22 protein-coding genes are annotated in these 24,529 nt (G+C 71.1%); 11 read left to right on the top strand and 11 right to left on the bottom strand.

Annotated elements, in window-relative coordinates; translation table 11 throughout:
• Positions 1–2 precede the first annotated feature (2 nt).
• Positions 3–1,496 carry an NAD(P)/FAD-dependent oxidoreductase gene (locus FBY23_RS18235; RefSeq protein ID WP_141799437.1) on the top strand — a complete coding sequence of 498 codons (1,494 nt, stop codon included), beginning with the start codon at positions 3–5 and terminating at the stop codon, positions 1,494–1,496.
• Positions 1,497–1,577: 81 nt separating this feature from the next.
• Positions 1,578–2,522 carry a helix-turn-helix domain-containing protein gene (locus FBY23_RS18240; protein WP_141799438.1) on the top strand — a complete coding sequence of 315 codons (945 nt, stop codon included), beginning with the start codon at positions 1,578–1,580 and terminating at the stop codon, positions 2,520–2,522.
• A 51-nt stretch (positions 2,523–2,573) separates the two neighbouring features.
• Here FBY23_RS18240 and FBY23_RS18245 read toward each other — a convergent pair whose 3' ends face one another.
• The 4 genes from FBY23_RS18245 to FBY23_RS18260 form a co-directional block, all read right to left on the bottom strand.
• The gene (locus tag FBY23_RS18245; RefSeq protein WP_141799439.1) at positions 2,574–4,028 is read right to left on the bottom strand and encodes a cytosine permease; all 1,455 of its coding nucleotides are present in this window, start codon (positions 4,026–4,028) and stop codon (positions 2,574–2,576) included.
• An 86-nt stretch (positions 4,029–4,114) separates the two neighbouring features.
• A complete protein-coding gene (locus tag FBY23_RS18250; RefSeq protein ID WP_141799440.1) occupies positions 4,115–6,211 on the bottom strand; it encodes a hydantoinase/oxoprolinase family protein in 2,097 nt (698 codons plus the stop codon).
• A 28-nt stretch (positions 6,212–6,239) separates the two neighbouring features.
• A complete protein-coding gene (locus tag FBY23_RS18255) occupies positions 6,240–8,024 on the bottom strand; it encodes a hydantoinase B/oxoprolinase family protein (RefSeq protein ID WP_141799441.1) in 1,785 nt (594 codons plus the stop codon).
• Positions 8,014–9,198, bottom strand: coding sequence for a Xaa-Pro peptidase family protein (locus FBY23_RS18260; RefSeq protein ID WP_141799442.1), 1,185 nt, complete (start codon positions 9,196–9,198; stop codon positions 8,014–8,016). The genes FBY23_RS18255 and FBY23_RS18260 overlap by 11 nt, the downstream gene beginning before the upstream one ends.
• Before the next feature lie 189 nt (positions 9,199–9,387).
• On the opposite strand from FBY23_RS18260, the gene FBY23_RS18265 reads away from it, so the two are divergent.
• The 9 genes from FBY23_RS18265 to FBY23_RS18305 all read left to right on the top strand — a co-directional run bounded on the left by FBY23_RS18265 (position 9,388) and on the right by FBY23_RS18305 (position 17,256).
• Positions 9,388–10,152, top strand: coding sequence for an IclR family transcriptional regulator (locus FBY23_RS18265; RefSeq protein WP_160158286.1), 765 nt, complete (start codon positions 9,388–9,390; stop codon positions 10,150–10,152).
• 263 nt (positions 10,153–10,415) lie between these two features.
• A complete protein-coding gene (locus FBY23_RS18270) occupies positions 10,416–11,660 on the top strand; it encodes an aromatic ring-hydroxylating dioxygenase subunit alpha (RefSeq protein WP_260806078.1) in 1,245 nt (414 codons plus the stop codon).
• Entirely contained in the window at positions 11,657–12,256 is a 600-nt protein-coding gene (locus tag FBY23_RS18275; protein WP_141799445.1) for an aromatic-ring-hydroxylating dioxygenase subunit beta, read from the top strand. The genes FBY23_RS18270 and FBY23_RS18275 overlap by 4 nt, the downstream gene beginning before the upstream one ends.
• Position 12,257: 1 nt before the next feature.
• A complete protein-coding gene (locus FBY23_RS18280; protein ID WP_141799446.1) occupies positions 12,258–12,527 on the top strand; it encodes a hypothetical protein in 270 nt (89 codons plus the stop codon).
• Positions 12,524–13,186 (top strand): type 1 glutamine amidotransferase, encoded by a 663-nt coding sequence (locus FBY23_RS18285; RefSeq protein WP_141799447.1) that lies wholly within the window; start codon positions 12,524–12,526, stop codon positions 13,184–13,186. Before FBY23_RS18280 ends, FBY23_RS18285 begins: the two co-directional genes overlap by 4 nt.
• A 25-nt stretch (positions 13,187–13,211) precedes the next feature.
• Positions 13,212–14,696, top strand: coding sequence for a glutamine synthetase family protein (locus tag FBY23_RS18290; RefSeq protein ID WP_141799448.1), 1,485 nt, complete (start codon positions 13,212–13,214; stop codon positions 14,694–14,696).
• Positions 14,697–14,724: 28 nt separating this feature from the next.
• Positions 14,725–15,048, top strand: coding sequence for a 2Fe-2S iron-sulfur cluster-binding protein (locus tag FBY23_RS18295; RefSeq protein ID WP_141799449.1), 324 nt, complete (start codon positions 14,725–14,727; stop codon positions 15,046–15,048).
• Complete coding sequence (locus FBY23_RS18300) at positions 15,045–16,298, top strand: NAD(P)/FAD-dependent oxidoreductase (protein ID WP_141799450.1); 1,254 nt, start codon at positions 15,045–15,047, stop codon at positions 16,296–16,298. Before FBY23_RS18295 ends, FBY23_RS18300 begins: the two co-directional genes overlap by 4 nt.
• Positions 16,299–16,416: 118 nt before the next feature.
• Positions 16,417–17,256: a DUF3097 domain-containing protein gene (locus FBY23_RS18305; RefSeq protein ID WP_260806079.1), complete on the top strand. Its 840-nt coding sequence runs from the start codon at positions 16,417–16,419 to the stop codon at positions 17,254–17,256.
• 141 nt (positions 17,257–17,397) lie between these two features.
• Here the strand turns inward: FBY23_RS18305 and FBY23_RS18310 are convergent, their stop codons facing one another.
• The 7 genes from FBY23_RS18310 to FBY23_RS18340 form a co-directional block, all read right to left on the bottom strand.
• Positions 17,398–17,631, bottom strand: coding sequence for a DUF6752 domain-containing protein (locus FBY23_RS18310; protein ID WP_141799452.1), 234 nt, complete (start codon positions 17,629–17,631; stop codon positions 17,398–17,400).
• Positions 17,628–19,160 carry a methyltransferase domain-containing protein gene (locus FBY23_RS18315; RefSeq protein ID WP_141799453.1) on the bottom strand — a complete coding sequence of 511 codons (1,533 nt, stop codon included), beginning with the start codon at positions 19,158–19,160 and terminating at the stop codon, positions 17,628–17,630. The genes FBY23_RS18310 and FBY23_RS18315 overlap by 4 nt, the downstream gene beginning before the upstream one ends.
• Entirely contained in the window at positions 19,157–19,609 is a 453-nt protein-coding gene (locus tag FBY23_RS18320) for an adenylyltransferase/cytidyltransferase family protein (RefSeq protein WP_141799454.1), read from the bottom strand. Before FBY23_RS18320 ends, FBY23_RS18315 begins: the two co-directional genes overlap by 4 nt.
• Before the next feature lie 33 nt (positions 19,610–19,642).
• Positions 19,643–20,854 carry a radical SAM family heme chaperone HemW gene (gene hemW / locus FBY23_RS18325; RefSeq protein WP_141799455.1) on the bottom strand — a complete coding sequence of 404 codons (1,212 nt, stop codon included), beginning with the start codon at positions 20,852–20,854 and terminating at the stop codon, positions 19,643–19,645.
• 12 nt (positions 20,855–20,866) lie between these two features.
• On the bottom strand, positions 20,867–21,751 hold the full coding sequence (locus FBY23_RS18330) for a hypothetical protein (protein ID WP_141799456.1): 885 nt from the start codon (positions 21,749–21,751) through the stop codon (positions 20,867–20,869).
• 199 nt (positions 21,752–21,950) lie between these two features.
• Positions 21,951–23,783, bottom strand: coding sequence for a long-chain fatty acid--CoA ligase (locus tag FBY23_RS18335; RefSeq protein ID WP_141799457.1), 1,833 nt, complete (start codon positions 23,781–23,783; stop codon positions 21,951–21,953).
• Positions 23,784–23,828: 45 nt separating this feature from the next.
• Positions 23,829–24,518, bottom strand: a complete 690-nt coding sequence (locus FBY23_RS18340; protein WP_141799458.1) for an MOSC domain-containing protein — start codon at positions 24,516–24,518, stop codon at positions 23,829–23,831.
• Positions 24,519–24,529 lie beyond the last annotated feature (11 nt).

The following is a 24,529-nucleotide window of genomic DNA, read 5'->3' on the forward strand; positions in this document are numbered from 1 at the left end:
GGATGAGGATCGCCATCGTCGGCGCGGGCTTCGCCGGCCTCGCCTCCGCCAAGGTGCTGCGCCAGCTCGGCCACGACGTCACCGTCCACGACAAGGCCCCGGACGTCGGCGGCGTGTGGAGCCGCACCCGCCGCTACCCCGGACTGCGGACCCAGAACAACAAGCAGACCTACCACTTCTCCGACCACCCGATGCCGCGCCGCTTCCCCCAGTGGTTGGAGGGCGCCCAGGTGCAGGAGTACCTCGAGGAGTACGTCGCGCGCTTCGGGCTCGCCCCGTTCCTCCGCCTCGGCACCGGGGTCGAGCAGGCCGTGCCCGCTGCTGGCGGCGGGTGGGACGTGACCACCACCGGCGCCGAGGCCGGCACCGAGCACTACGACCACCTCGTCGTCGCGAACGGCATCTTCTGCGAGCCCGCGATCCCCGACTTCGAGGGCGTCGCCGAGCTCACCGCCGCCGGTGGCCGGCTGATCGCGACGAGCGAGCTGGCCGGCCTCGAGGAGGTCCGCGACCGGCACGTGCTGATGGTCGGCTACGGAAAGTCGTCGTGCGACGTCGCGGTCGAGGTGAGCCGCGTCGCCGCGAGCACGACCGTGGTGGCCCGGAGCCTGCTCTGGAAGGTGCCCCGCCGGATCAAGGGCGTGCTCAACTACAAGTACCTGCTGCTCACCCGGCTCGGCGAGGGGCTGTTCCCCTACCAGCGGCTCACCGGTGTCGAGCGGGCCCTGCACGCCCGCGGCTCCGCCCTGCCGGACGCGATGCTCGGCAGCGTCGAGAAGGTCGTCACAGCCCAGCTCGGGCTGCCCGGCCTGGGGCTGGTCCCCGATGCTCCCTTCGCGAGCATCGCCAAGGCCTCGGTGTCCCTGGCGACCGAGGGGTTCTACGAGGGCGTCGCCGCCGGCACGATCGCGGTCCGTCGCGACACGGTCGTCGCCCGCTTCCTGGAGAAGGACGGCCTGCCCCACGCCGAGCTCTCCGACGGCTCGGTGGTCCGCGCGGACGTCGTCGTGTGCGGCACCGGCTTCCGGCAGGAGGTCCCGTTCCTCCCCGAGGACGTGCAGCACCGCCTCCTCGACGAGCGCGGGAACTTCGCCCTCTACCGCCAGATCCTGCCGGTCGACGTGCCGGACCTGACCTTCGCCGGCTACAACTCGTCGTTCTTCTCACCGCTCTCGGCCGAGATGTCGGCGGTCTGGATCGCCTCCTACCTCGCGGGCCACCACACGGTCCCCGCACCGGAGACGATGCGGGCGGTCGTGCGCGACCGGGTCGCGTGGATGGAGGATCGGACCGACGGGCACTCCGCGCGTGGCACCAACGTCGTGCCCTTCTCGATGCACAACATCGACGAGGTGCTCGGCGAGGTCGGCCTCGACGTCGGCCGTGCCACGAAGGCGGTGCAGTGGCTGCTCCCGGTCCGCCCGTCGTCATACCGGAAGGTCGCCCAACGGCTGGCACGGCGGGTCGCACGACAGGCCTCCGCCGATTCCGCGTGACGAAAAACCCGACCGGATCCGGTGCGTGAACGGGTCCCCCGGCCCTAGGGTCGGCGGACCCGTTCACGCAAGGAGCAACCCATGGGCGCCGACCTGCTCGCCCAGCACCCCGTGGTCGTCACGACCGAGCTCGACGTCGCTCGGGAGCAGGTCGCCGCGCGCTACTGCGCCCACGCGCTGACGCTGGCGCGCCGTGACGGCCGACTGGACCTGGTGCACAACGCCGTCGGGATCGGCGAGGACGTGGTCCTCAACTACATGCGCTACGGCGAGGAGGTCCGGATCACGCCGGGCCGCTTCCTCGACTTCTACCTCGTCCAGCTGCCCCTGCGTGGGCGGGCCCGGGTGCGCTCGGGACGGCGGGAGCTGGTCGCCGACCGGCGCACGGCGTTCGTCGGGTCGCCCGACGACCCGGTCGACATGCGCTGGTCCGCGGACTGCGCCAAGCTCGTCGTCCAGGTACGACGCAGCGCGGTCGAGGCCCTCGCCGCACCCGGCGTCGCCTTCGACCCGGTGCTCGCCCTCGACCGTCCATCGGCGCGGGACTGGCTGCGGCTGCTGTGGCTCTGCGTCGAGCAGCTCGAGGTCGGCAGCGACCTGATCCACTCCCCGCTGGTCGCGACCAGCTACGAGCAGACCCTCGTCGCGGCGCTGATCGCGCTGCAGCCCAACAGCGCGCTCGCACAGCCGCGCACCGCCGCTCCCACACACGCGGTCCGCACCGCGCAGGCGCTCATCGACGGCGACCCCGGCCGGCCGTGGCGGGTCGCCGACCTGGCCGAGCTCAGCGGAGTGTCGGCGCGCACGCTCCAGGATGCCTTCCACCGCGACCTGGGGACCACTCCCCTGGCCGAGGTACGGCGGGCCCGGCTCGAGCGCGCCCGGCGCGACCTGGTCGCCGCCGACCCGCTGTCGACGACCGTCGCCGTGGTGGCCGCCCGGTGGGGCTTCTTCCACCTCGGCCGCTTCGCCCGGGCCTACCGCGACCGCTTCCACGAGCTGCCCTCACAGACGCTGGCGCGCTGACCCCGATGGTCAGCGCGCCAGGTGCGTGCGAAGAGGGTCGGACTGGACTGCCTACTCCGCCAGCTCCAGCGCGGCGCTGGCCGCGACGGTGTTCGTGCCGCGGCCCTCGGGCAGCAGCGAGGTGCGCAGGACGACGTACACCACCGGGCACAGGACGAGCGCGACCAGGAAGCCGAGGTTGGTCCGGCCGGAGTCCTGCAGCCAGTAGGCGACGGCGGACGAGCCCAGCATCGCGACGACGCCCGCCCAGTTGACCTGCTCGACCCGCTCCGCGCTGCGGGCCCGACCACGCCCGACCACGAAGAAGTCGGTGATCATCAGCGCGCACAGCGCGGTGGTGAGGATGCCCAGCAGGCCGAGGAACGAGTTGATCCGGTCCAGGATGTCGCCCCAGATCGCGAGCAGCGCGATGACGTTGCCGAGCACCACCATGAACAGTCGGCCCGGGCTGCGGCCGAGGACCGCGTCGGACAGGTTGCTCAGCGCGAGCGAGCCCGAGTACGTGTTGAGCACCTGCGCCTTGGCCTGCGCGGCGTACATCACGAGGAACCCGAGGAAGCCGGACAGGACGATGAAGTACGCGCCGGGGTTGGCCGACGACATGAAGGCGATCTTCTCCGGGATCGTGGCACCGGCCTGGCTGGCCGCCTGGGCCGCGTTGGCCGGGTCGGCGAGGTACTCGGCGACCACGACGTTGCCGGCCTGGAAGACGATGGTGCCGATCGCGACGATCACGATGTTGACCACGATCGCGCCGCCGACGGCGAGCACCTTCACGTCGCTCGACGTCCGGGCGTAGCGGCTGAAGTCGGCCCCCACGAGGGCGAGGGCACCGGCGATGCCGGCGATGATCGAGAGCGCGCCGGTGACCTCGGTGAAGCCGACGTTCGGCGGGCTGTAGGCCCAGATGTCGGCCAGCGAGACGTGGGACTTGTCGAGCGCGATCACGGTGACGACGACGAACAGCACGCCGCAGACGGCGGTGAGCAGCAGGGAGACCTTCTGCACGAGCCCCAGGCCGAACGTCGTGAGCGCGATCCAGGCCAGCGTCAGGACGCCGAAGATGCCGATCTTGTTGGCCGCCGACGGCTCCCAGCCGAACATGAAGATCGTGCCGTAGTAGAGCAGTGCGTTCTCCAGGGCGAGGAAGCCCAGGATCATGAACGCGAAGACCAGCGAGGCGATCGCCGACCCACGGGCGCCGAGGCCGTGGAAGCGGGCGGTGACCGTGGAGGACGTGCCGGTCACCTGACAGATCCGGCCCACGGCCCAGCCGATCGACGAGCCGAAGACCGCCGCGACCAGGGCGACGACGAGTCCCCACTTGGTCCCGGCGGTGAAGGTGACGGCCGCGCCGACCCCGAGGACGACGAGGGTCGAGCCGACACCGGCGGTGTTGGCGAACAGCGACCAGCCGCTCTGGCGCTGGTCGAGGGGCACGGACTGGAGGGCGTTGTCCTCGATGACGGCCCGGAGATCGGGCCGTCGTGGGGTGTTTTCGGGCATGACGGAACTCCTGACGGGGTGGGTGGGGTGACCGGCCCGGCGCTGACTGCGCCGGGCCGGTGTGGGAGCCCGAGAGACGGTGAGGCTCAGAGGTTGAGCTGCGCCTCGATCTCCGCTGCGCGCTCGCGCAGGTACATCACGAACGAGCCGCTGCGGTCGACGACGCAGTCGTACTGGTCGAGCACGACGATGGTCGTCGTACCGAGCTCGATGACCGCGGGCCCGCTGAGCCGGGTGCCCGGCCCCATCGAGGTGCCCTGGTGGACGTCGACCTCGACCATCGCCTTCTGTGCCGGAGACCAGATCTCTCGCCGGGCGGGACGCGCGGGCTTGTCGACCGGGACTTCCGAGCTCAGGTCGATCCGCTCGTCGGAGGTCCGGCCGACCGCCGAGAGGCGGACGTTGAGGACGTCGATGGGCATCTCGTCGCTGTGGTAGCCGAAGAGCAGCTCGTGCTCGGCGTGGAAGGCCGCCGCGATCGCGGCGACGTCGGGGGCCTCCAGCATCGAGGCGTCGAGCGGGATGCCCAGCTCGTACCACTGGCCCTTGTAGCGCAGGTCGAGCGACGGCTCGAAGGAGATCGCGTCGTCGCCGACCCCCTCGCCGTGCAGGGTCGCGCGGCCCTCCTCGGCCATCGCCTTCCAGGTGTGGACCAGGCCGTCGAGGTCGAGGCTGTCGAGCCGGTCGTTGGCGCTCTGCACGTAGTCGTGCTTGAAGTCGCACACGAGCATGCCGGCGGCACAGAAGATCGACGAGTCACGGGGCGTGATCAGTACCGGGATGTCCAGCTCGCCCGCGATCGCGGCCGCGTGGACCGGTCCCGCACCGCCCGCCACGACGATCGGGAAGTCCCGCGGGTCCAGGCCCCGACGCACCGTGATGTCACGGACGCCGGAGGCCATCGAGACGTTGACCATCTCGTAGATGCCGGCCGCCGCCTCCAGCACGCTGATGCCCAGCGGCTCGGCGACGTCGCGGCGGATCGCCTCCTCGGCGGCCTTCTTGTCCAGCTGCATCTGGCCGTTGAGGAAGCTGTCCGGGTCCAGGTAGCCGAGCACGACGTCCGCGTCGGTCGTCGTCGGACGGTCGCCGCCGCGGCCGTAGCAGGCCGGGCCGGGCACGGCTCCGGCGCTCTGCGGTCCGACACTGAGCAGACCGCCCTCGTCCACGGAGGCGATGGAGCCTCCCCCCGCGCCGATGGTGTGGATGTCGACCGAGGGCAGCGCCAGCGACCAGCGGTCGATGCTGCCGTCGGTCATCACCAGCGGCTTGCCGCCCTTGACCGCCGCGGCGTCGAAGCTGGTGCCGCCCATGTCGACGGTCAGGCACGAGTCCCAGCCGTGCTCGGCGGTGACCAGCAGGCCCGCGGTCGGCCCCGACGCCGGGCCGGACAGCAGCGACAGGGCGGCCCGCCGGGCCAGCTGGTCGGGCGTCGCGACGCCACCGTTGGACTGCATCATGAGGAGGAGTCCGCCGAAGCGCACCTCCTCGAGCAGGCCGGTCAGCGTCGTCAGGTACGACGAGATGATCGGCCCGGCGTACGAGTTGAGGACGGCGGCGCTGGAGCGCTCGTAGTAGCGCGCCTGGCCGAGCAGTTCCGCCGACTCGGTGAGGTAGACGTCGGGCAGCAGCTCGCGGAGCAGGTCCGCGGCCCGCTGCTCGTGCGCCGCGTTGGCGTGCGAGTGCATGAACGAGATGGCGACCGACTCGACGCCCTGCTCACGCAGGGTCGCCGCAGCCGCGCGTACACCGTCTTCGTCGAGCGGCGTCACTTCTTCGCCCTGGTAGTCCATCCGGCCCTCGATCGGCAGCCGGAGGTGTCGCGGCGCGAGCGGCTCCGGCATCGCGAGGAGGTTGTCGTAGCCGTCCTCGCGGGTGCCGTGCCGCATCGGCAGCACGTCACGGAAGCCCTCGGTGACGAGCATGGCGGTCTTCGGGCCGCGCCGGGTCAGCAGCGCGTTGGTGGTCACGGTCGTGCCGTGCACGATCATGCCGATCCGGTCGACGAACTCCTCGACGGTCGTGCCCTCGAGGTCGGCCAGCTCGCGCAGCCCGTTGAGCACCGCCTGCGGTGGATCGGACGGGACCGAGCTGGTCTTGTGGATGCGGCGGCTGCCGTCGGGGTAGATCACGAGGAAGTCGGTGAACGTGCCGCCGACGTCGATTCCGATTCGGATGCTCATGGTGGTGCTCATGGTGGGTCCTTGCGGGTCAGGCGCGCAGCGCCGCGGTCTGGACTTCGTCGACGGCCTGACCGTCGGCGGTGAGTACGACGCCGTAGTCGGCGCGGGCCTTCTCGGCCGAGAGGAGGCCGTCGCGGACCTCCGCGAGCACCTTCGCCGCGGGACGGCGGCGCGGGTCGCCGTACCCCGCTCCGCCCCCGGCGTTCGAGACGATCCGGGTGCCGACGGGCTGGTCGATGATCTCCTTGGAGCCCCAGTCCTGACCGGAGCCGTCGGGGTACTCGACGCGCAGCTCGTTGAGGCCGGAGTCGCGGCCACCGAACAGACCGCGAGCCGGGTAGGCGCCCTCGTGCGCCATGTTGTCGGCCAGGGTCACACCGATCTGGCCCTCCCCGTAGGTCCGCCAGGCCGACCGCGTGCCGTAGCCGCCGCGGAACTCGCCGGAGCCCGCGGAGTCCGGGAGGTACTCGTTGTACTCCAGGAAGTGCGGAGTGGTGATCTCGAGCATCTCCGGGTCGGGGTAACGCATCTGGCCGGCGGTGCCGGTGAAGCCGAGCGCGTCCCAGCCGTCCTGGCCCTGGACGCCGCCGGGACCTGTCCTCTGGAAGACGGTGAAGGCCGCGAACGGCTCACCGGTGCGCGGGTCGATGCCGTTGGTGGCGGTGCACATGTACTTGTTCCAGCCGGCGCAGACCCGGTCGGGCAGCGCGTCGGCGAGCGCGAGCATGATCGCCTCGACGACCTCGTCGCAGAGCTGGTTGCCGTAGATCGTCGCGGCCGGGAACTCCGGGTCGACGATCGATCCCTTGCGGAACCTCGTCGCGATCGGCGCGAACAGCCCCTGGTTGGTGGGGATCCGGATCCCGCCGCTGGCCATCAACATGAGGAACGCGATCCGGACCGCACCCTTGGCCGCGGCGGGAGGCATGTTGCAGATGCCGGGCGACTGGTCGTCGGAGCCGGAGAAGTCGAAGGTGATGTCGCTGCCGGCGATCTCGATGTCGACGGCGATCTTGTACTTCTTCTCCGGGTCGACGCCGTCGGAGGTCATGAAGCTCTCCCCGTGGTAGCGGCCGTCGGGCCAGCGCCCGACCTCGGCCTCGACCTGGCGGCGCGAGCTGTCGAGGATGTAGCGCCAGTGCGACTCGTAGCTCTCGAGCCCGTAGCGGTCGACGACCTCGACCACCCGACGCGCGCCCACGGTGCAGCAGCCGACCATCGCCCGGATGTCCTCCATGACGAAGCCGAACCGGATGTTGGCGGCGAGCAGGTCCCACACGTCCTTGCGCGGGACGCCCTTCTCGGCGAGCTTGAGCGGCGGGATCCGCAACGCCTCCTGCCAGATGTCACGGGCGTTGGGGTTGTAGCCACCCGCCGTCATGCCGCCGATGTCGGCCAGGTGGCCCTTCGCGGCGGTCCAGCCGATCAGCTGCCCCTCGGCGAAGATCGGCAGGAAGATGCCGGTGTCCGCGTTCTGGTTGCCGCCGTGGTAGACGTCGTTGTGGATGATGACGTCGCCCTCGTGGATGTCGTCGCCGAAGTACTCGATGATGTACTCCAGCGACGGGTGCGCGCCGAAGGCGATGATCGCGGCGAACTCGGCCTGGGCCAGGGTGTTGCCGTTGCGGTCGAAGATGACCGTCACCAGGTCGCCGATCTCGTTGAAGATCGGGGAGCGCGACGAGCGCATCAGCATCGTCGCCATCTCCTTGGCGACGGAGTCGACCCGGCGCTGCAGGACCGACGCGGTGATCGGGTCGATGCCGGCGGCCGGCGCGGTGGTCGGCTCGGTGGTCATGGGCTCAGTGGTCATGGATGGTGACCCCTCCTCGGGAGACGCGGTGGAGACCGGTCGGGTGCTCGGAGAGCTTCCGGCTGCCGCCGGACTCCACGATGAAAGTGTCGGACATGTAGCCGCTGTGGCGCCCCTCGATGTCCTGGACCATCGGGTGCAGGGTCAGGACCATGCCTGCCTCGATGGTGTTGTCGGGTGACTGCTCGGGATCCTCGACGACGTCGAGGCCGATCATCGGGTCCTCGATCACGTCGAGGCCGAGCGAGTGCCCGGACCAGTACGACGTGGTGGCACCGTGCTGCTCGACGCCCGTCAGCACGGTTCGCTGGATGTCGCTCGGGATCGCGCCGGGTGCCATCGCCCGGGCGCCGTTCCCGATGCCGTCGGTGACCGCGCGCGCCATCCGCGCGGTGACCTCGTCGGGCTGGGCGAAGGTGACCATCCGGGCCAGCTCGGTCCAGTAGCCGCGCGGCCCGATCATCTCGAAGGAGAACGTGTGCACGTCGTGGGTGCCGAGCACCCGGTCGCGCGGGCTGTCGAAGGTCGAGCGGGAGTGCTCGTTCTGCTCGTCGGTGTGCATGGACAGGAAGATCGGGTCCTCTCCGCCCAGCAGGTGGCCGACGCGGTGCATCTCGGCGCCGATCTCGCGCTCGGTGATCCCGGGGTGGACGATCTCGAGCAGCCGGTGGAAGCACTGGTCGAGGATGTGCGCCGACTCCTCGGCTCCCGCCAGCTCGTAGCCGCTCTTGACCGCGCGGATCCGCTCGAACTCCTTGGTGAAGTCGACGAACGCGCAGCCCGGGAACGCCTCGGTGAGGGCGAGGTACTCGTTGACCTTGAGCACCTGGCCCATGCCGATGATGCCGACCTTCTCGACCCGGCTCGACTCCTTGAGCGCCTCGACCAGGCCGGCGCCGGTCGTGGCCGGGAACCGGTAGTCGCGCACCCAGCCGGAGACCGGCTTGCGGGCACTGACCAGGCTGCCGGACAGGACGAGCACCGGCTCACGGTCGCGCAGCAGGACGGCGTTGCCGTACTTGTGGCACAGGTTGTAGTCGGCGACGTAGCGCAGCGATCCCTTGTGGCCGCGGTAGTCGTTCGCCGCGAAGACGAGGGCGTCGAGGTCGTGCTCGACCATCGCCTTGTCGAGCGCGGCCCAACGCCGATCGCGCTCGTCGATGGACTGGGACATGGGGAACCTCCTCCAATGAGGGCAGGGGCGGACGACGGCGTGGCCGGCGCGCCCGGACTCGGTGAGGACCGGCGCCACCGGGTCGCAGAGTCGCGAGCCGGGCGGCGTCTCCGAGGTCGGTCCTCGAGGTGACGTGAACGTAGTCCCGCGGCAACAGCACCGAGAACGAACGGCGCTATGTTTTTCGTTGTGGCGAATTCCACACCACCGATCGAGTCCCTGCACCGCGGGCTGGTCCTGCTCAAGGAGCTGCGCGACGGCCGCGTCCTCGGCGTCAAGGAGGCGGCCGAGCTCCTCGGCGTTGCCCCGTCGACCGCGCACCGGCTGCTCGCCGCGCTGTGCTTCGACGGCTTCGCGATGCAGGACCGGGACCGGCAGTACCGGCTCGGCCCGGAGATGCGGCCCGAGCAGGTCCGCGGCCGCGACGTCGGCGAGTTCCGCACGCTCGTGCACCCGGTCATCGACCGGTTGAGCCAGGCGGTCGGCGAGACGGTGCACGTCTGGGTGCGCCAGGGGCCGCTGCTGCGCTGGGTCGACGGCGTGGCCGGCCCGACCCCGTCGCACGTCGCCACCGACCGCTGGGACCGCGTGCCGGCGTACGCCTCCGCAGCGGGCAAGGCGTTGCTCTCCGAGCTCAACGGCAAGCAGCTCGAGGAGGTCTTCGCCGACGGCCTCCCGCCGGCGCGCTCCTCGCGGATCACCAGCATGCAGTCACTCAAGCGGCACCTGCACGCCGTCCGCACCCGCGGCTACGCCCTGAGCATCGAGGAGTCCGCCCAGGGCGTCGACGGTGTCGCGGTCTGCTCGAAGGACGCTCTGGGCCGCCCGATCTTCGCGATCTCGCTGGCGATCCCGAGCTCGCGCTTCGACCGGTCGAAGGTGGCGGACTACGTCGAGGCCCTGCGCTACGCGGTCGAGCAGACGGAGGAGGCGCTAGGTACGTCGACCTCCTGAGCCTCGCCGAGCCTGACCTGACGGTCCGGAATTTCCCTGGGGGGAATTCAGCACGTACGGCGTAGTCCCACGACGCTCGCCGTCAATAGCGTGCCGCCACCCGCAGCGCGGTGGAGGCGGACGCATCTCTGGCGAACCTCTGCCGCTGCTCATCGACAGCGATCCGAGCGAGGCGCGAGATGACCGTCCAGGAACAACGACCGACTGCAGCACCGGAGAGGGGCCGAACCGACCGCTGGGGCGACCTGGTGCACGAGGACCGGGTGCACCGCACCCTGTACACCGAGCCCGAGGTCTTCACCGAGGAGATGGTGAAGGTCTTCGGCGGCGAGTCGTGGGTGTACCTCGCCCACGAGTCGCAGCTGCCCGAGCCGAACGCCTTCGTGTCGGTGCGGATGGGGCTGCGTCCCGTACTGGTGACCCGCGACCGGCGCGGCGCGCTGCACGCGGTCTTCAACCGCTGCGCCCACCGCGCGGCGACGGTGTGCCGCGAGGAGTCCGGCACGGCGAAGAGCTTCCAGTGCCCGTACCACGGCTGGACCTTCCGCAACACCGGCGAGCTCGTCGGCGTCCCGTGGCCGCAGGGGTACGGCGAGATGGACCGCTCCGAGTTCGGCCTGACCCGGGTGAGCCGGGTCGAGAGCTACCGCGGCTTCGTGTTCGGCACGATGAACGCCGACGCACCCTCGGTCGAGGAGTGGCTCGGCCACGCCCTCCCCTGGCTGGACTACTGGATCGACCGGGCCCCCGAGGGCGAGGTGCTCCTCGGCTCCGCCGCCTACCGGATGGGCTTCCGGGGCAACTGGAAGCTCGCGTACGACAACGCGGGCGACGGCTACCACCCGTCGTTCTCACACCGCTCGTTGCTGGAGATGGCCTCGCGCATGGGCGAGTCGAAGGACATGTCGTACTTCGGCCGCACGCCTGACGACGGCCCGATGCAGTCGTACTCCCTCGGCAACGGCCACAGCGTGATCGACCAGCGGCCCGCCCACGGCGACGATCCGGGCAGCTTCTGGGCCAACCAGCGGCCGCAACCGGGACGGGAGTCCTTCGAGCAGCGGATCCGCGAGCAGCACGGCGACGACGCCGACCGGCTGCTGGACCTGGCGATCGGAGCCCAGATCAACCTGAGCATCTTCCCGAACCTGCTGATCATCGGGAACCAGATCCAGGTGATCGAGCCGCTGGCCGTCGACCGCACCCAGCTCACGTGGCACGCGACCCGGATCGGCGGTGTCCCGCAAGAGGTGAACACCCTGCGGATGCGCACCCAGGAGGACTTCCCTGCCTTCGGGGAGCCGGACGACCAGGCCAACTTCGAGGAAGCCCAGCGCGGGCTCGCCGCGCCCGAGGCCGAATGGATCTTCATGAACCGCGGCCTCGACGTGGCCGGCTGGCAGTCGCTCGGCGACGACGGGGTGATCGGTACGGCTGTCACCGACGAGCTGCACATGCGCAGCTACTACGACGAGTGGCTGCGCCGGATGCGGGAGGAGGTCCGATGAGGCTCTCCGCGCTCCCGCCGCAGTTCCAGGACACCTCCGCGCACTCGTTCCACGTCGACGCCGACTGGTACGACGAGCTCGACGGCTTCCGTGCCCTGTTCGCTGACGACTGGCCGGCCGCAGCCCTCGAGGAGTGGCACCAGGCGCAGTCCTTCCTCGCCCACGAGGCACGCCTGGTCGACGAGGGCCGGTTCAACGACTGGCTCGACCTGTTCGCCGGCGACGGCCTCTACTGGGTGCCTGTCACCGCCGGCGGAGGCAACCCGCGCACCGAGGTCAGCCACGCCTTCGACGACCACCGCAGGCTCACCGACCGGGTCTACTGGCTGCGCACCGGCCTGGCCTACAGCCAGCTCCCGGCCTCGCGAACCCGACGCACGATCACGAACATCGAGACGGTGACCGATCCGGACGGGCGCCTCGTGGTGCGCTCGAGCTTCGTCGTGCACGAGTTCCGCGCCGGGGTCGCCAAGGTCTACGCCGGCTGGTACGGCCACGTGCTCCTCCCGCACGACGACGGCTGGCGGATCCGGTTGAAGATGGTGAACCTGCTCGACTCCGAGCAGTACCACGAGAACCTCACGCTGGTGTTCTGAGATGGCGGACGACCTGCCCCGCCTCGAACGCGAGCTGGCGCTGTCGCGTGCCCGGGTGAGCCGGTTGGAACGCGAGCTGGCCTCGGTCCAGCCGCTCGTCCAGACCGCGCGGCACCTCGCACCGTGGGACTTCACGCCCTACCAGGTGTACCCCGACGGCGACTGGGTCGCCGTCGACCGGCACCGGATGGAGGAGCTGCTCGCCGCGCTCGCCGCCATCGACCACTGGGCGCCGTGGCGCACCCCGATCGAGCCGAGGCCCCAACCATGAGCATCGCTGTCCTGAGCCACGTCCCCGACCCGTCGATCGGCGTCCTGTGCAAGCAGGCCCAGGCGGCCGGTCGTGAGCTCGTGATCCATGCCGCCTACCGCGGCGAGCTCCCCGACCCCGACGCTCACGAGGCCTGGGTGGTGCTCGGCGGAGCGCAGAGCGCGTACGCCGACCGGGAGCTGCTACGGCCCGAGATCGAGGCGCTCTCCGCTGCCGTCCAGCGGGAGACTCCCCTGCTCGCCATCTGCCTCGGCTCCCAGCTGCTCGCCGTCGCCACTGGCGGCCGGGCCTTCCCCGGGGCCAGCGGCCTCGAGTTCGGCTACATCGACGTGGCGTCCACGGCCGAGCAGCCACCGTCCGGTCGCTACCTCTCCTTCCACTCGGACTCCATGGAACCGCCGCCGGGAGCCGCCGTACTCGCCCGGACCGACCGGTACCTGCAGGCCTGGAGCTACGGCTCCGCGCTGGCCGTGCAGTTCCACCCCGAGCTCGACAGCGCCGGCTTCTACGCCGTCCTGGACGCCGAGGAGGAGAAGCTCACCCGCTTCGGCGTCGACGTCCCCGCGCTGCGGGCCGAGGTCGCGGCGGGTCCGCCGTCGCCGACCCCGGGCGAGCGCCTCATCGATACCTGGCTCGCCGGTCTCCCGGCAGCCGTCTGACCTACCCACCCTCACAGGAGGACCCATGTCCGCGAAGTTCATCGACAAGCACGGCCTCTACACCCCGGACCAGGCGGCCGCTGCCGAGCAGTCCCTGAAGACCATCGAGCAGCAGGGCGTCGAGATCGTGCGCCTGGTCTGGCCCGACCAGCACGGCCTGCTGCGCGGCAAGGCGCTCACGGCCGACGCCTACCGTGCCGCGTTGGCCGCGGGGAACGAGATCACGATGGCGCCGTTCTTCTTCGACCCGGCCAACGCGATCGTGTTCAACCCGTTCACCCCCGACGGCGGTTTCACCATCGACGGCCTCGGCGGCAGCCCGAACGTGAAGATGGTCCCGGACCCGGGCACCTTCACCGTGCTGCCCTGGATCGAGAAGACCGCGCTCGTCTTCTGCGACCTCTACATGGTCGACGGACGGCCGCTGCCGCTGGCGCCGCGCACGATCCTCAAGCAGGCTCTCGCCGAGATGGCCGGGGCCGGGCTGACCCTCATCGCCGGCGTCGAGATGGAGTGGTACCTGACCAGGCTCCTCGAGGAGAACCTGGCCGGGGTCTCGCTCGGTTCTCCCGGCACGCCGGCCGACCCGCCGGCGGTCGCGCCGGTGGCCCGGGGCTACAACTACCTGCTGCTGGAGCACCTCGACGAGATCGACCCGATCCTGGCGCCGATCCGCGACTCGCTCCTCGCCATGGGCCTCCCCCTGCGCTCGTTCGACGACGAGTGGGCACCGAGCCAGGTCGAGACCACCTTCGACATCCTCGAAGGACTCGCCGCGGCCGACTCCGCCGCCCTGTTCCGGACCACCGCCAAGCAGGTCGCCAAACGCCACGGCCACCACGCGTCGTTCATGTGCACGCCCGCCATCGCCGGGTTCTACGCCAACGGCTGGCACCTGCACACCTCGATCGTCGACGCCGAGGGCCGCAACCTGATGGTCCCGGGCGAGGGCGAGTCGCTCTCCGAGCTCGGTCGCCACTACGTCGGCGGGACGCTCGCCCACGGCGTCGCCGCCTCCGTGTTCACGACACCCACGGTCAACGGCTACCGCCGGCGTCGTCCGTACTCGCTCGCGCCCGACCGCCTGACCTGGGGCCAGGACAACCGGGCGGCGATGATGCGCGTCATCAGCGCACCCGGTGACGCCGCCTCGCACGTCGAGAACCGCGTGGGCGACTCGGCGGCGAACCCGTACCTCTACATCGCCGCCCAGGCCGCCGCCGGCCTCGACGGCATCGTCAACCGGATCGAGCCCGGCCCGATCAGCACGGACCCGTACGCCGCCGACGTCCCGCAGCTGCCCACCTCGCTCGCCGAGGCGGTCGACGCCCTGGAGGACGACGCCTTCTACCGCAAGTCGTTCGGCGACGGCTTCATCGACTACCTGGTCACGATGAAGCGCAGCGAGGTCGACCGACACCGGGCCTGGGTGGAGGCCAACCCCGACGAGTCCACCTACGTCAACGGGGTGACCGACTGGGAGCACCGCGAGTACTTCGACCTGTTCTGACCCGCTTCGACGAGGACGAGGAGCCGTCATGCCCACCATCGAGTTCACCTGCCCGGACGGGAGCCGTCGTACGGTCGAGGCGCGCCCCGGCGCGTCCGTCATGGAGACCGCCGTCAAGCTCGGCGTCCCCGGGATCGTCGGCGAGTGCGGCGGCGGCCTCTCCTGCGCCACGTGCCACGTGTTCGTCGACGTCGACCAGATCGACCTCACGGGTCGCGCGACGGACTTCGAGGAGGAGATGCTCGAGGACGCGGTGACCCCGCCGACCGAGCTGAGCAGGCTGTCGTGCCAGATCACGATGACCGATGCGCTCGACGGCCTGCGCGTGACGATCGCCAAGGAGCAGCAGTGACCGGGTGCATCGCCGTGGTCGGCGCGGGTCAGGCAGGACTGCAGGTCGCACTCGGCCTGCGGGCGCTCGGGTACGACGGCAGGGTGGTGCTCGTGGGCGCCGAGCCGGAGCTCCCGTACCAGCGCCCGCCGCTGTCCAAGGGCTTCCTCGCCGGCACCGTGCCCGTCGAGGAGCTCGAGCTGCGCGACGCGTCGTACCTGGGCGAGCAGCGGATCGACCTCGTCCTCGGCCGCTCGGTGGTCGAGGCCTCCGTCGGTGACTCCGGCGGCGAGCTCCGCCTGGACGACGGCACCACGCTCGCGTTCGACGGCCTCGCCCTCGCCACCGGCGCGAGCGCACGCCGGCTGCCGGTCCCGGGCGCCGACCTGTCCGGCGTCCTCGGCCTCCGCAGCGTCGCGGACGCCGAGCGGCTCCGAGCCGGCCTGGCGGACGCCTCCGACGTCGTCGTGGTCGGCGGGGGCTTCGTCGGGCTCGAGGTGGCCGCGACGGCCCGTGCCCAGGGGAAGCGGGTGACCGTCGTCGAGGCCGCTGACCGCCTGCTGGCGCGGGTCGCCGCGGCCCCCTTCTCCGCGCACGTCCGGGCGTGGCACGAGGCGCAGGGCACGACCGTGCTGACCAGCCGGACCGTCGCGGCGCTGGCCGGTTCCGGCCGGGTGGGCGGTGTGGTCCTGGGCGACGGGCACCTGCTGCCCGCCGACCTGGTCGTGGCCGGTGTCGGTGCGGCGCCCGTCACGGACCTCGCGAACGCACTGGGCCTCCGGGTCGAGCACGGCATCGTCACCGACCCCTCGGGCCGCACCAGCCATCCCCGGGTCGTCGCCGTCGGCGACTGCACCGTCCAGCCGCACCCTCACGATCCGGGCCGCCTGCTCGGCGTCGAGTCGGTCAACAACGCCGTCGAGCAGGCGAGCGCCGCGGCCGCCGTCCTCCTCGGGCTGGATCCGGGACCCCGCGGTGTGCCCTGGTTCTGGTCGAACCAGGGTGAGCTCAAGCTGCAGCTGGCGGGCATCTCCGACGGTCACGACACCCAGGTCGTCCGCGGCGACGGCCAGGACGGCCGGCTGACCGTCCTCTACTACCGCGCAGGCCGCCTGGTCGCCGCCGACGTGGCGGGCAACCCGCGCGACTTCAACGCCGTGAAGGATGCGCTCGCCCGCGGGTGCACGATCGACCCGGATGCCGCGGTCGACACCGCCGTGCCTCTCAAGACGCTCGTCAGCGCGGTGAGGGAGCCGGCGAGCCTGGCCTGAGTTCTCGCGTCGCACCTGACGAATGGGTCGCGATCCCGGCCAATTCACAACCCATTCGTCAGGTGCGCGGTGTGTCAGAGTCCCTGACCGGAGGGTCCGATCCGTAGGGTGGTCCGTCGTGGATCGCTACGGGACCGACGTGCTGTCAGGTGACTGGAAGGCCCCCAAGCGGGGCCGGGCCGTGGAGACGCCGGCAGATCCCGGTCTCGTGGTCGAGGAGGTCACCACCGACTGGTGCGGCGAGATCGTCGCCGTCGACCGCGACATCGACACCGTGACACTCGAGGACCGGCACGGGAAGCGTCGCACCTTCCCGCTCGGCACCGGCTTCCTGCTCGAGGGCAGGCCCGTCATCCTCACCGCGCCGATCACGAAGGCCGGACCGGCGAAGCCGACGCGGACGGCGAGCGGGTCGATCGCGGTGCACGACGCCAAGGCGCGGGTGGCGCGAGCCAGCCGGATCTTCGTCGAGGGCCGGCACGACGCCGAGCTGGTCGAGAAGGTGTGGGGCGACGACCTGCGGATCGAGGGCGTGGTCGTGGAGTACCTCGGCGGGGTCGACGACCTCGCCGACCACCTGCGCGACTTCAAGCCCGGCCCCAACCGGCGCGTCGGCGTGCTCGTCGACCACCTGGTCGCGGGTTCCAAGGAGAGCCGGATCGCGCAGAACATCATGAAGTCGCTGGTCGGCAAGGACGTGCTGATCGTCGGGCACCCGTTCATCGACATCTGGCAGGCGGTCAAGCCGTCGCGGCTGGGCTTCGCGGAGTGGCCGAAGGTGCCCAAGGGGATCGACTGGAAGAAGGGCACCTGCCAGCAGCTCGGCTGGCCGCACCGCGACCAGGCCGACATCGCCCGGGCGTGGAAGCACATCCTCGGTGGGGTGCGCGGGTTCCAGGACCTGGACCCGACGCTGCTGGGGCGGGTCGAGGAGCTGATCGACTTCGTCACGGCATGATTTTGGCGCTCGCTCCGCTCGCGCATGTCGCGCCGCCTGCCAACGCCGTTTCTTCCTCCCCCGCTCGCTCGTTCCTCGCTCGCTCCTCCGTCCAGAAACGGCGGGCGGCGCGACGGAAACCACTTCGGGCGCCTGCGCTGGCTACAGCCCCGCGCGGAACCTCGCCAGCACGTCGTCGACACGACCCTGGTCCCGCGACTCCAGCGGGATGAGCAGCTCGGTGACGACATCGGTGAGCTCGGCGATGCGCCGGTTGAGCTGACGGCTCTCCTGCACCTCCGCCTCGAGGACGCGGACCCGCTCGCGCAGGCCGGCGCGCTCACGGAGTCGGTGGCGGGCCTGGCGGGCGCGGCGGGCGAGGTCGGTGGCGGTCATCGGGACTCCTTCGTGGTCCAGGCGGCGCGGATCCGGCACACGGCCGGGTCGGGCAGGTCGAACATGTCCTCGCCGGGGCCGGTGGTGAGGCGCTCGACGACGCCGCCCGAGGCCTCGATGCCGCGGCGCACCACCTCGACCGGCGTACGCCGGACCAGGCCGTCGCTCTCACTCGCCGAGCCCGCGGCGAACTCGAGGAACAGCCGCCCGCCACCGGGACGCAGGGCCATCCGCGCGAGCAGCCAGAGGTGGTCGAGGGCGGCGGGGTCGAGGCAGCCGACGAGGTGGCGGGCGTGCAGGTGGTGCGGGTCGCGGGCCAGGCGGGCGCCGTGCAGCAGGGTCGAGCGGAGCTCGCCGAGGATCAGCTGGTCGACCTCCACCTCGACGCCGCGGCGGCGGGCCCGGCGGCGTGCGACTGCCAGGGCGCCGCGTGAGAAGTCCAGGGCCGCCACCCGGCGCCCGGAGGAGGCGAACCAGATCGCGTCGCGGCCGGTGCCGGCGCCGAGGTCGGCGACGGGCAGGGCGCCCAGCTGCGGCTCCACCCACTGCGCGAAGGCGGACGGCGACCGCGGCACCGCCGCCCGGCGCGGACCGTTGTGCAGCTCGGTCCAGCGGCCCATCTCGGTGCGGAAGCCGCGCAGCCACCCGTCGAGTCGTCGTACGCCGGCCGGCGGGTCGGCGTACTTGAAGGACGGGTCGGGGGTGCGCCAGTGCGGGCCGTAGAGGAAGGCGAGCATCGCCTCCGGGTCGCGCGGGGCCGGGAACGCGTGCCCGTGCAGCGTGATCGTCGAGAACGGCACGATCGCCTCCCGCCGTAGGCGCCCGCTGCGGTTGCCGAGCTGGTAGAAGGTCCCGCCGACGTGGAACGCCGAGAACACGTCGATGTGGCAGACCCGGCCGTCGGACAGCGGCAGCAGCAACTTCACGTCGCCGCCGGACATCCGCAGCACCCGCCAGCCACGGTCCCGCATGGCGCGGGTGATCCGGTACGACTCGAGCACGATGTCGGCCGGCGAGCTGTGCTCGGAGAGGTAGCACAGGTCGGTGTCCGAGTCGTGCGCGAGCATCCGGCCCTCGCGCACGGCACCGAGGAGCGCTCCGTAGTTGAGGTACGCCGCCACGCCGGCGTGCTCGCGCAGGTCGTCGATCGCGCGCCGGGTGCCGGCGAGGATCTCGTCGCGGACCGCCTCGTCGGTGGCGGCGAACGAGCGGGCCAGGTGGCCGACCTTGTCGACGCTGAGGCGGTGGCCGGCCGGGTCGACCACGGCGAGGGTGCCCTCGCCGGACCCGAGGCCGACCTCGTCGTCGTACAGCACCGCGGCACCGGCGGCGTCGGTCACCCGGACCCGGCCGCGACCACTGAGGTGCGGTCGGAGCGCCCCGGGCCAGGGCACCAGGACTCCCCCGGTGGTGGGCCGGCCGTCGCGCAGCGGGGTCAGCGACCAGACGTAGTGCCCGTCGATCTCCACGACCAACGGCTCGCCCCCGGGCGGGACCAGCAGGCCGTCGTCGGAGACAGCCACCGTCATGCCGACGAGGCTCCCCGGTGGGCGAGCGCCTTGCGCAGCGCGGTGGACGAGGTCTGCAGCGTGTAGGGGAAGTAGGTGACCTCGACACCGAGCGCGGCCATCCGCTCCTCGAGCCGGCGGCCCTTCACCGTGCCCTGCCAGTCGTCGCCCTTGAAGATCCGGTGGAAGCCCACGTCCCGCCAGGAGTCCGTCTTGTCAGGGGTGTTCTCGGCGTAGACGGCGTCGACGATGCCGATGGCCTCGACGATCTCGAGCCGCTCGGCGAGCGGCACGGTCGGGAGCACGCCCTTCGTCGCGACGCACACCTCGTCGGCGACGACCCCGGCGACCAGTACGTCGCACCACTGCCGGGCCTGGCGCAGCGCGTTGAGGTGCCCGACGTGGAACAGGTCGAAGGCCCCCGGGACGTACCCGATCACAGGGCCGACGATGTCACCCGACTTCTCCATAAAGTCGAGTGTAACACTAGATTTAATAGTTGTTCACGCGAGGAGACGGTGCACGACCCCGTCCGCGAGCAGGCGCCCGCGCAGCGTGAGCACCACCCGGTCGGCCCGGTCCTCGACCAGGCCGTCGGCGACCAGGCCCGGCAGCGCGGCCCGTTCGTCGTCGTCGAGGACGTCGACCGGCAGCCCGGAGCGCAGCCGGACCTCCAGCAGCACCCGCTCCACGCGCCGCGTCTCGGCGCCGAGGACCTCCCGCGCGTGCGCCGGGGTGACGCCCTCAGCCAGCCGCCCGGCGTACGCCGCCGGATGCTTGACGTTCCACCAGCGGACCCCGCCGACGTGGGAGTGCGCGCCGGGACCGATCCCCCACCAGTCCGCGCCCGCCCAGTAGCCCAGGTTGTGGCGGCACCGGGCGGCGTCCTCGCGCGCCCAGTTGGACACCTCGTACCAGCCCAGTCCGGCGCCGACCAGCCGCTCGTCGGCCTGCACGTACTTGTCCGCGAGGTCGTCGTCGTCCGGCATCGGCAGCTCACCGCGGCGCACCCGGCGGGCCAGGGCGGTGCCGTCCTCGACGATGAGGGAGTACGCCGACACGTGGTCCGGCACGCACGCGAGCGCCGCCTCCAGCGTCTCCTCCCAGTCGTCGTTGCTCTCCCCCGGCGTCCCGTAGATCAGGTCCAGGCTCACCTGGTCGAAGCCCGCGGTGCGTGCCGCCTCGACGACGCCGGGCACCCGCAGCGGGTCGTGGGTGCGGTCGAGCACCGCCAGCACGTGCGGCACTGCGGACTGCACGCCGAACGAGACCCGCGTGTAGCCGGCCTCCCGCAGCCGCTCGAGGTAGGACAGGTCGACCGAGTCGGGGTTGGCCTCGGTCGTCACCTCCGCGTCGGGTGCCAGCCCGAACTCGTCGTCGATCGCCCGCAGGACCCGGCCCAGGTCCTCGGGCGGCAGCAGCGTGGGCGTGCCGCCCCCGAGGAAGACGGTGTCCACCGGGAGGTCGCGCTCGCCCAGCACGCGGCGCGCCAGCCGGACCTCGGCGACCGCCTGGTCGGCGTACGACGCCCGGGAGACGCCGGGACCGAGCTCCTCGGCGGTGTAGGTGTTGAAGTCGCAGTAGCCGCAGCGCACCCGGCAGAACGGGACGTGCACGTAGAACCCGAACGGGCGGGTGCCGGCCTCGGCCAGCGCCTCGGGCGGGAGGGACCCGTCGGTCGGGACGGGATCACCTTCGGGAAGCGCAGACGGCACCGGCCCAGTTTCTCAGACGGGGATGTTGAGGCTGACGGTGTAGCCCTCGTCGACCGATCCGGTGACCTTGGCGAGCTGGAGCGAGTACCCGTCGCTGAAGATCCCGTCGGTGTCCAGGCTCAGTCGGGAGAGGTTCTTCACGCTCTGCTCGTAGCCCTCGGTCGCGTACACGTCGTTGCAGACGTCCTCGGGCAGGGCGAGCTGCGAGGTGCGCAGCTTGTTGGCGACGTCGGTCGCGGCATCGAGGCTCTCGTAGACCTCGAAGTGCATGTGCGGCCAGCGCCCCGAGTAGCAGGCCGGGAAGATGGTGGTGAAGCTCAGGTTGCCTTCCTCGTCGGCCTCCTGGACGCCACGCAGGTAGTTCTCGTCGGCGATCTCGTCGTCGTACATCGAGTAGCGACCCTCGCGGTCGCAGTGCCACAGGTAGATCGCGGCGCCGGCCAACGGGGTGACCTCGTCGCCGTCGAGGTCGTAGACCTTCAGCCTCACGGTGGTCGGGATGCCCTCGGCCACGCCGGACGCGGTGCCGAAGCTGGAGGTGAGGTCGCTGCGTACGACGCCCGACTCGCTCAGCACGTCGGGGCCGTTGCTGCCGTCACCCGGGTACGGGCCGGCCGTCTCCTCCGGGATCTCGCCCTCGGCGACCTCGACGCTGCTGTCGCCGCCCATGCCGCCGGGAGGCGCCCCGTTCGGCGGCTGCCCCGTCGTACCGGAGGATCCGGTCGATCCGGAGGAGGCGGTCGTGTCGTCGGCGCCGCAGGCGCTCAGCGCCGCCGCGGCACCGACCCCGCCCAGGAGGCCGAGCAGCCCCCGGCGCGCCATGATCCTCGGCAGGTCATGGGACAGCCCGAGGTCGTGCTCTTCGGTCTCGTCGGGTGCGTGGGTGTGGTGGCTCATGCCCCGAGTCTGGCGCTGGATGCTGTCCGAGATCTGTGAGCCGGCTGTTGGCCGGCGACGAGCGGGAGTTTCACCGGTCGGCCGGTGAAACTCCCAGGGTTGGACGACAAAACTGGCGCTGGGACGAGGATGCTTCCTCGTCCCAGCGCCAGTTTCACCGGTCGGCCGGTGAAACTGGCTTTCGGCCCCAGCCGCAGCGTCAGCCGTAGAAGGACGCGATGAGATCCTTGTTGTTGTTCTCGACGACGTTGCGCTTCACCTTCAGCGAGGGGGTGAGCTCACCGGACTCGATGGTCAGGTCGTGGTCGAGCAGCTTCCACTTCTTGATCGTCTCCCAGCGGTTGAGCTGGGCGTTGAGCTCGTCGACGTACTCCCCGACCATCGCCTGGACGGCGTCGTCGTTGACGAGGGCGGTGTAGTCCTTGCCGTCCTTGCCGTTCTCGGCGGCCCAGCCGGCGATGGCGTCGGGGTCGAGGGTGATCAGCGCGGAGACGAAGTTGCGCTCGGCACCGAAGACCATGAACTGGCTGACGTAGGGGCAGATCGCCTTGAACTTGGCCTCGATCGCGGGCGGGGCGATGTACTTGCCGCCGGAGGTCTTGAAGAGCTCCTTGATCCGGCCGGTGATCTTGAGGAAGCCGTCGGCGTCGAGCTCGCCCTTGTCACCGGTGCGCAGCCAGCCGTCCTCGGTGAGCGCCTCGCTCGTCGCCTCGGGGCGGTTGTGGTAGCCGGCCATGACGTGCGGGCCCTTGAGCTGGACCTCGCCGCCGTCGCCGATGCGGACCTCGGTGCCGGGGAACGGCTGGCCGACGGTCCCGAGCTTGTAGGCGTCGGGGTGGTTGACCGTGGCACCTGCGGCGTTCTCGGTCATGCCGTAGCCCTCGAGGATGAGGACGCCGGCGGCGTGGAACCAGGCGGCAATGTCGGCGTTGAGCGCGGCCGAGCCGGAGATGAAGAACTTCACCCGGCCGCCGAAGCGCTCGCGGACCTTGCTGAAGACCAGCTTGTCGAACAGGGCGTGCTGGACCTTCAGCGGCAGCGGCACCGACTTGCCGGCCAGCCGCAGCGCGTCGACCTTGCGGCCGACCTCGAACGCCTTGAGGAAGATCTTCTCCTTGGCGCCGCCCTCGGCGGCCTGCATGGTGACGATCCGCGCGTGCGCCTTCTCGAAGATGCGGGGCGCGGCGCCCATGAAGGTCGGCTTCACGATGCCCAGGTTGTCGACGATCTTGTCGACACGACCGTCGATCGCGGTCGCGAAGCCGCAGGCGAGCTGCGTGGAGAGCAGCACCTTGCCGAAGGAGTGGGCCATCGGCAGCCACAGGAACTGCAGGTCGTCCTCGTGGAGGATGTCCTGGGCCTTGATCGCCTCGCCCTCGAAGACCCACGCGCGGTGCAGCGTGCGCACGCCCTTGGGCTTGCCGGTGGTGCCGGAGGTGTAGATCAAGGTGGCGAGCTGGTCGGGGCCGATCGCCTTCGCGACCTCGTCGACCGCGTCGGGGTTGGCGGCGAGATGGGCGTCACCGAGCTCGGCGAGCTGGTCGAGCGAGATCACCCAGTCCCCGTCGGCGGCCCCGGCGAGCGTGGCGTCGAAGGTGACGACCTTCGTCAGCTCCGGCAGCTCGGCGCGGTGGTCGCGCAACTTGGCCAGCTGGGACTCGTCCTCGGCGAACACGATCCGGCAGGCCGAGTCGCTGAGGATGTACGCCGTGTCGTCGCCGCCCGTCGACGGGTAGACCGTCGTGGTGGCACCGCCGGCGCACATCACGGCCAGGTCGGCGAGGATCCACTCGTAGCGCGTCGAGGACGCGATGCCGACCCGGGTCTCGGGCTCCAGGCCCAGGGCGAGCAGGCCCGCCGCGAGGCGGCGTACCCGGTCGCCGGCCTGGCGCCAGGTCACCGACTCCCACGCCTCACCCCGCGGGAAGCGGAAGGCCTCCCGGTCGGCACTCTTCTCGACGCGGTCGAGGAACTGCACCGCGCAGTTCGCCGGCATGTGCTCGAGGAAATTGGTGTCGTGGATGACGGGCATGACGCTCCCTGTGGTGCTCGTCCGAGACAGTGACTGGGCAGTAACCTAAGCCACCGGCTCCGCCGGGGGTAGCGAACCACCCGTCCTCTGGACGAAATCCTCCGCTTTCGCGCGCACCTTGGGCAGCAGTCCGTCCACCACCAGCAGCCCGGGGAGCAGGCTGCGGTCGGTGTTGAGGGCCACGAACATGTCGCGGATCGTCCTCTGGTGCGTCGGGACGTGCACCAGCTCGATCTCGTCGCCGGGAGCGATGGTGCCGGTCTCCAGGACCCGCAGGTAGGGCCCGGGGCGCGCCTCGAGCGTGAACCTCTTCACCCACGCACGCGGGTCGTAGCCGCTCTCCCCCATCCAGCCCTTGAAGTCGTTGCAGGGGGTGCGGACGTAGACCGCCTCCAGGAGCACGCCGATGCCGGGCGTCCCGATCCGCAGCCGGGTGCCGATCGGCAGCGCGTTGAGGTCGATGCCCTCGGTGGTGAGGTTCTCGCCGAACTGTCCGTCGCGGATGGGCATGCCGAGCTCGGCCTCCCAGAAGTCCAGGTCCTCGCGGGCGTAGGCGTAGACCGCCTGGTCGGGCCCGCCGTGGTGCTTCGTGTCGGAGACCGAGTCGCCGTCGATGCCGAGCTCGTGGACCGCGACCGGGCCACCCACCGGACGCTTGTCGATCGAGGTTCGCCCGATCCCCGCCCAGTCCCTGTCCCGGGGTTGGCCGACACTGATGCTCCGCACGAACGCCATGGCGTGAGGCT

The sequence above is a fragment of the Nocardioides sp. SLBN-35 genome (assembly GCF_006715725.1).
Taxonomy (GTDB): Bacteria; Actinomycetota; Actinomycetes; order Propionibacteriales; family Nocardioidaceae; genus Nocardioides.